Source organism: Martinezella lusitana (assembly GCF_014207095.1).
GTDB lineage: Bacteria > Pseudomonadota > Alphaproteobacteria > Rhizobiales > Rhizobiaceae > Rhizobium > Rhizobium lusitanum_B.
On sequence record NZ_JACHBG010000017.1, the window covers coordinates 112,388 to 119,326 of the forward strand.

The following is a 6,939-nucleotide window of genomic DNA, read 5'->3' on the forward strand; positions in this document are numbered from 1 at the left end:
ACCATAATTTCGCCGGTAGCGACGCAAATGGAGGGCGGCCCGATCACTGAACATTCGGTCTCGACTGTTCGGGAACAGGTAAACAGGTGGGAATCCTCGTCATCCACCATCCTTGTTAAGCTGAAGGATATATCCGTGCCTGCGCAACTAGGTCATCGACGAAACGTAGTGCTCTCGCCGGTATGAGGATTTGTTGATCATTTCCAGGCAGCCCTATGTGTTATGATCGGCAAGTGGATGACGAAATTCTAAGAGTGTTGCCTTCCGGTGCTCCATGCTCACGCCATCTGAAACTTCAAACCACAACTCTGTCACGTTGGTGATCTTATCCGAGCCGATTGCCGGTGGGCCTGAAGCTGCTCGCGACTATATCCCCGAGGCTTGCAGATCACCCTAGTCTTGTCCGCCATATAATCGCTGGCCGAATGGATATGGCCATGTATCCAGAAGGTGGGCCGTCGCCGAGCGATTAGATCACATAAGTCAGTGGCAAACGCGGCATTGATAGCGTACCTATAGAAGCGGATAGACAGATGACGTCGCGCCAGTCAAAAATCGCAAAAAGTGGTTGACGTCACGTTTTTTGTTCTTTATTTGTTCCGACATGACCCAGCTGCGCACCCTCATACGAATAGCACGTTGACCCGCCCCAAAATGGGTTGATGTCTTGTGTCTATTCGAGGGTTCATGATGAGCGTCTCTCAATCGCTGTATGCCGAGCAAGCTTGCTCTTCCCGCATTTTTTATCCGTTGAATTCTGTCCGATGCAATGGACCGGCCGTATTTCGAAGCCAGGTCGCGCGGGACGTCGCATGCCTTCTGGATGTTGATGATGAGGTCGATGGTTGGTCATGCCAATCGCTCACGCTTTCGAGCGGTGGCCACGTCCACAAGCCGGACTTCGTTTTACAGAGAGCCGGTCTCACGGTTGCCATGGACTGCATTCAACAGCAACCTGTTCCGCCTTGGTTGTCCTTGGCTGCGGATGAGGCGGGTCTCATCTACGAGACCATTGATGTCTCTACGATCCCCAAAGTTCGGCTGAAGAACGCGAAGGACCTATTGCGATACGCTCGGCACGACGCAACACTCTCGGATCGCATTCGCGTGCTTGCTGTGCTGGATGAATATTCAAGCCTAACCGTCGCAGAGATATTGCCGATATTCCAGGACGCCAAACCCATTGCTGGGTTGGCCTCGATGGTACTCCAGCGGTTTCTCAGCATAAACCTGGATGGCCTCATCGGCCCCGAAACGGTCGTGCGCCGCAAACGCGGCTGACCCTTCCTATTACGTTTTTCAACAAATCGAGCTGCCATGAGCAGCAGAGGATGAATCATGTCTATTGATATGCCAAACGAGATCGTTCGCAATTCGGTCAAACACTACGCGCTCTACCGGACGGTTATCAGAGCACTCTCCCAAATTGAATCATTTTTGGATGGCGGTCCCGGCATCGTCGCCCTGCTTACACCGCCAGGGCAGCGAGCGGAGGACTATCTCCCGGCGGCTGGCGCATATTTGTACGATGGCACGCAGCGTGCCGACCGTGATGCCCTGGGGATTCTTTGCGTCGGCAAGGACGAAAAGGCCCGCAGTATTGAGTACAATTTCCAGTCTGATTTGTCCGGCAAGACGCGAGCGATTTTGATTTCAGAGGTCAACGATTTGCCCTCACTAGTCGTTGTTGCGGTCGAGGCAATCATCCGTATTGAGCCAATCAACGAACGAGATCTTCGGGAGGCCTGCAAAAGGGCTCTGAACGTAAGAGTAACAGTGCAGCAAGCTACGAAGTTATTGAGCTTTCCGCAGAATGCGATGTTTGCTGCGTTACGCCGCAATCGGACAGCGGCTGAAGCTATCAAACGGTTGAGTTTTTCATCGGTTGACCGGTCGGCAACTAGTGACCCTGCTCAAGAGACACAGCCGCGACTTGAGGATTTGCACGGCTACGGCGAGGCGAAAATTTGGGGTTTGCAACTCGCTGCGGACCTCGACCTCTGGCGACAAAAGCAACTAGCCTGGTCCGATGTTGATCGTGGCCTTCTTTTGAGCGGTCCGCCCGGTGTAGGTAAGACAATCTTCGCGCAGGCGCTCGCACTGACTTGCAACGTACATTTCATTGCGACGTCAGTGGCTCAGTGGCAGGCCACAGGTCACTTGGGCGATACGCTAAAGGCAATGCGGACGGATTTTGCAAATGCCTCCGCAAACACGCCGAGCATCATCTTTCTCGATGAGCTGGATTCTATTGGTGACCGAAGCACCTTTCCGGCGGACCACGCAAATTATTCCACTCAAGTCGTGAATTCGTTGCTTGAATGCCTGGACGGTACATCAAAACGGGATGGCGTTATCGTCGTAGGTGCTACAAATCATCCTGATAAAATCGACCCTGCCGTCCGCCGTCCCGGGCGACTGGACCGGCATGTTGTCATCGGGCTGCCAAATCTGGTTGATCGCATTGCCATCATCCGGCAATTACTCGGCAGCGCCGCCCCAAGCGAACTTGGAGAACTCGGACTTCTCACCGAATCGATGGCAGGTGCCGATCTTGCTCAACTCGTTCGTGAGGCTAAACGTCGAGCACGCAGGCAGAGACGCGGTGTTGGCCTGGAAGATCTGACGTCGCAGTTACCGCCGTTGATTCATGTCATCGGGGAATTCCGCCGATCGGCAGCGGTTCATGAGGCGGGTCATACCATCGTTGGTATCAGACTGGGATACGGCAAATTCCGAGGAGCGTTTGTCCATAGGCAGCTTAATCCACGTTTCAGCGAGCAACAAGCAGGTGCTGCAGGGTTTGATGTGCCCATCGTTCTACTTCGGAACGATCAATCATATCGCGACCAGATTTGCGTCACGCTGGCTGGCATCGCCGCCGAGAGACTTATTTTCGGCAGTCATTCAAACGGCGGGGAGGCCGATCTTGCAGAGGCAACCCGGCTGGCTCTTGAAATGGAGACGACGGCCGGGATGGGTACGAAGCTGTTATACTTGGGTAACGGCGCTGGCTGGGAGGCCTTTGGACCACAGCAGGTCCCTTGGCTAATCGACAAGGTCAACGAAATCCTGCGCTTCGAACTTGCGCGTGCTCAGGATGTCCTAGCTAGCGATCGAACACTTCTAGTCGCAGTGGGCGACGAGATTGACAAGGAAGCTCATCTGTCGCCGCAGCGGTTTGCTGAACTGGATGAGAGGTTCGGTCTGATCCGACGGGGAGTTTCAATCGACGAGAAAGCAAGCACGGAGACTGGAAGGAGGCTCCGAAACTCCAGGCGGCGAGCGCCTGCGTCCGAGAAGGAGGTGCGGTCATGAAGGTCTGGTTGATTAGCGATCTGCATTCGTCACCTCTCGATCTCCTTTATGGAAACTCGCTCGTTATCCCCGAGGCCGATCTTTGCGTCTGTGCGGGAGATGTCGCAGGCTCAATCGAGCGCTCGATGAACTACGTTCTCTCTGAGATTGCTCATCGCATGCCGGTCGTGATGACCCTCGGCAATCACGATTACTACGGTTCAACTATCTGCCGGACACTCGATTACGTCAGGCGAGAGACCGTGGGAACAAATGTTCACGTCTTAGAGAACGAAGAATTCCGCAAAGACGACCTTCGTATTATCGGCGCGACACTCTGGACAGACTATGGAGTCCGCGCTCATGCAGGAGGTCGACTTCCCATCCAGCAGCGACGAGCATTTGCGATGGAAGGATGCTATCGTGTTATGGTCGATTTTAGAGCGATCTTGCGGTCAGACGAACGACAAGACGGGCAGGGCAGGTTTGTCACCCCCGAAGAAATCTTTTCGAGGCACCGAGAAAGTCGGGCTTATATCGAAAATCGATTGAAGGAGCCATTCGAGGGATCGACCATGGTCCTGACACACCACGCACCGTCACCCCGTTCCTTGGACCGAAGGTTCAAAGGACAGGTTTCGAACGCCGCCTTCGCTTCCGACCTTTCCGCAGTCATCAGGAAAAGGCGTCCGACTTTCTGGGTGCACGGACACATTCATCGGTTCTGCGACTATCGCGAAGGAGAAACGCGCATCCTCTGCAACCCAATGGGTTACCATCGCGAACGTTCGGGATGGACCGGGTTTCGACCGGGGTTTGTCATTGAAACTACGCCGCTGGGGGACTGACCAATGTCCAGAACCCGTTTTTTCGATACCGATATCCCGACCACGGAAGGCCAAGCGGAGATTTTGTCGGCCTGGGACGCAGCTGAACTGGACCTCTTGCAAGCCGCATGGATCATGAAACTATCCGTTCGGGAAGTTCCGGCGGTGGCAATGGTCAGCAGACAATGTAAGGGGAGCGCTGATTATGCTCCAAAAGGCATAAATCGGCAGATTTATATCTTAAACGACATAAAATTCGGAAGAACCGTCAATGAAATTCGGATTTGACATGGGGATGTTTCGTGTCTTTCGCGAAGCAGCGAAAATGAGTCAAGCGGAACTCGCCGATTTGGCGGGTATCTCACAAGCCAAAGTCTCGAAGATAGAGAATGGGAAGGCCAATCCCGAGGTCGCAACCTTGCAGGCACTCTGCGGCGCGTTGAACCTGGAGTTGGCTCTGGTGCCGAGGCGCATCGGCGGCGACGTGCGACGGATGGTCGACAAGCACCTCGAAAGGCATACCACTGTGGCGACACCGGTAATTTCTGTTCGTGACGAGGTGTTCATTCCTGATGGAGACGATTGAGCAAGGGTAGGGCCGAGCAGATGATATCTTGCCGTCCTACCGTCTGCTGCTAGCGCGACCCGCAAATGAGATTGTCGACGCCGGTGTTGGGACGCCGGGTCGTGTTGTCGAGTTGCAGAAAGAGGTTTCGGGAACAGCACCAGCCGTGTACCTCAAAAACCCAAGGCGCAAGCGACCAAAGGTCTCACCGAATTGCTCAATGGCCATGAACCACAGACGTCTGAACGTTAGACACGAGATCGTAGCCAAAAGAGGGAGCGCATACGATGAAAACAGCTACCGACCCCATCTATAAAGCGATTATTGGTGCGAAGGTCAGTTTGCTCGTGACCAATACGAGTTTAGGTTCATGGCTCTCTGATCTGCAGCCCATCGACAGATCTGATTCATGCAAAGACATCGAGCTGGCCGGACGGAACCTCTGGTACAATCGCGAATTCATCAAGTCGCTTACGAGCGTCCAACTGCGAGAGAAGCTGATCAGATTTGCGATACAAAGGCGGGCGCTTCAATATGCGCCCGGAGGTCCTCCGGATGCCGCGTCGGATTGAGAAATGGAATCAAGCCGCGTGTACCACTTGTTTTCCAACGGATTATAAACTCCAGGCAGCGGATAGCAGCTGTCGATGAGCATGAAGTCCCGCACGTTGAAAGTCGCTATAGGCATTCGACTGACGAGAGATGCCGCCGCAATATGGAGGTCTTGGCCATTGCGGGGCTTTTTCGCGTCAGGTCGCGCGATAATCAAGTTCCGGAGCCGAGGATCAGCTGCTAGTGTTCCCCAGACTTCCGCCACGTCTTTATCGGTGTCGATGATCGGAAATCCAGCTGACAACAGCTGTTGATACCAGGCACTAAGTTGTATGGCTTTCACCGGATGGCGGCTGCAAAGCTCGGTTATACCAAGCTGGAACTCCATAATTGCTGCAACCGGTATGAACAAATTGGGCGCGGTTTCGATGAATCGAACCACGGAAGGATGTGGTTTATTTCTGCTGGTCTCGCTCAGGACGCACGTGTCGAGCAAAAAGCCTGGGGTCATCGGCAAAGTCCGGTGATCAAGTTCGGACAAAATGCGACAACGTGACTAACAAAAGGTTAATTGATCGCCGCGACCGTTATCGATGCTCATCTGCGTAAGTTTCCAGGCGCTGCTTTCCAACCGTCTCCTGCAGCGAAAGATGCTTGAAGCACGCTTTGAATGCCAAACTGCGTTGCGTCTATGGATTGAAAAACAAGTATTCTCAATGCACCTAAAGCGGTGTAATTTAGGGATCGAAGATAGCTTGTCTTCTCTGGTTCGAAAGGATGCGATGTACTGAGGGGGCAACAAGATGGAAGGCGGTTGGATAGATCGAATGAGCCTCAGACTGGGAACAATGTCTTGTCGGTCCGTGAAAAGGAAATATCTTAGAAAAGGACATGCAGTTGGATCACGGTTTTGGCAGAAATTAATTCGACAAAAGTCCTTGTGTTAACCGACAAGGACAAGGAGCTTAAGCGCTTCTTTGAAATGGTTCGGACGGCTCGCAAGGTTATCGTCCAGAACGGCGATGATCACTTTGTTGTCGAGCTGCGACCGCAACAAATTTCAGATAAGGCCCGGAAAATCCTCAAAGGTGGCGGACCGGTTACCGATGAATAATACACATCGTCTTTAGCGATATATCCAGCCTTTAAGGGCATGAGCAACTTACATATTAAGCAAGCTCGACAACTTATTGTTATCCCACGAGTAACTTGAAGAGCGTATTTAGGGCCGCTGATGCGGCCGAAATGCATGACATCCTGAAGATCGCAGCCCCGTCAGGTGAAAAGCTTCTGGAAATATGATGCTTGGTTAGCCGCTTAAGCAAGCCGACGATTGTCAGTTGCGGCTTCGACAGGCGCGACGGTGATGAGTGGCCAAGCAACTTGGCGGATGTGCTGTGCCATCACGAGCACACCCTTCAGAGCTTGTTTCGGCGTCCGTTGATGCGTTCGAATTTCGTCAAATCAGCAGTTGGGCCAAGCTACATTCCGTTTTGGGCCAAAAGGGTATGGTTTGGGCCAAACTTGGTTCCGTTTTTACACATTCTGTAGCCGGCGACGCGATATCATTTAGTTCCATAATTCAGATTATCTGATTTTCTATTGTAGCCGCAAAGTTGAAGTGTCCTGTTTTTGCAAAGTTGGAATGTCACTCTCCCCGGGTTTTTGATGACCTGGGAGATTGCGGATGGGACTGAT

7 protein-coding genes are annotated in these 6,939 nt (G+C 52.9%); 6 read left to right on the forward strand and 1 reads right to left on the reverse strand.

Annotated elements, in window-relative coordinates:
• Positions 1-687 precede the first annotated feature (687 nt).
• The 5 genes from GGD46_RS25530 to GGD46_RS25550 are packed head-to-tail and all read left to right on the forward strand — an operon-like array spanning position 688 to position 4,710.
• Positions 688-1,281 (forward strand): hypothetical protein, encoded by a 594-nt coding sequence (locus GGD46_RS25530; RefSeq protein ID WP_246806477.1) that lies wholly within the window; start codon positions 688-690, stop codon positions 1,279-1,281.
• A gap of 57 nt (positions 1,282-1,338) precedes the next feature.
• The gene (locus GGD46_RS25535) at positions 1,339-3,318 is read left to right on the forward strand and encodes an AAA family ATPase (protein WP_184709270.1); all 1,980 of its coding nucleotides are present in this window, start codon (positions 1,339-1,341) and stop codon (positions 3,316-3,318) included.
• Complete coding sequence (locus tag GGD46_RS25540; RefSeq protein ID WP_184709272.1) at positions 3,315-4,145, forward strand: metallophosphoesterase; 831 nt, start codon at positions 3,315-3,317, stop codon at positions 4,143-4,145. The genes GGD46_RS25535 and GGD46_RS25540 overlap by 4 nt, the downstream gene beginning before the upstream one ends.
• A 3-nt stretch (positions 4,146-4,148) precedes the next feature.
• A complete protein-coding gene (locus GGD46_RS25545; RefSeq protein ID WP_184709274.1) occupies positions 4,149-4,412 on the forward strand; it encodes a hypothetical protein in 264 nt (87 codons plus the stop codon).
• Entirely contained in the window at positions 4,396-4,710 is a 315-nt protein-coding gene (locus tag GGD46_RS25550) for a helix-turn-helix transcriptional regulator (protein WP_184709276.1), read from the forward strand. Before GGD46_RS25545 ends, GGD46_RS25550 begins: the two co-directional genes overlap by 17 nt.
• A gap of 508 nt (positions 4,711-5,218) precedes the next feature.
• Here the strand turns inward: GGD46_RS25550 and GGD46_RS25555 are convergent.
• Positions 5,219-5,752, reverse strand: a complete 534-nt coding sequence (locus tag GGD46_RS25555) for a PIN domain-containing protein (RefSeq protein ID WP_184709278.1) — start codon at positions 5,750-5,752, stop codon at positions 5,219-5,221.
• 399 nt (positions 5,753-6,151) lie between these two features.
• On the opposite strand from GGD46_RS25555, the gene GGD46_RS25560 reads away from it, so the two are divergent.
• Positions 6,152-6,355 (forward strand): hypothetical protein, encoded by a 204-nt coding sequence (locus GGD46_RS25560; protein ID WP_184709280.1) that lies wholly within the window; start codon positions 6,152-6,154, stop codon positions 6,353-6,355.
• Positions 6,356-6,939 lie beyond the last annotated feature (584 nt).

Bases quoted from the DNA above. Each gene is read 5' to 3' on its own strand.
- GGD46_RS25540 (WP_184709272.1), top strand. From the start codon at position 3,315: ATGAAGGTCTGGTTGATTAGCGATCTGCATTCGTCACCTCTCGATCTC.
- GGD46_RS25535 (WP_184709270.1), top strand. From the start codon at position 1,339: ATGTCTATTGATATGCCAAACGAGATCGTTCGCAATTCGGTCAAACAC.
- GGD46_RS25545 (WP_184709274.1), top strand. From the start codon at position 4,149: ATGTCCAGAACCCGTTTTTTCGATACCGATATCCCGACCACGGAAGGC.
- GGD46_RS25530 (WP_246806477.1), top strand. From the start codon at position 688: ATGATGAGCGTCTCTCAATCGCTGTATGCCGAGCAAGCTTGCTCTTCC.
- GGD46_RS25550 (WP_184709276.1), top strand. From the start codon at position 4,396: ATGAAATTCGGATTTGACATGGGGATGTTTCGTGTCTTTCGCGAAGCA.
- GGD46_RS25555 (WP_184709278.1), bottom strand. From the start codon at position 5,752: ATGACCCCAGGCTTTTTGCTCGACACGTGCGTCCTGAGCGAGACCAGC.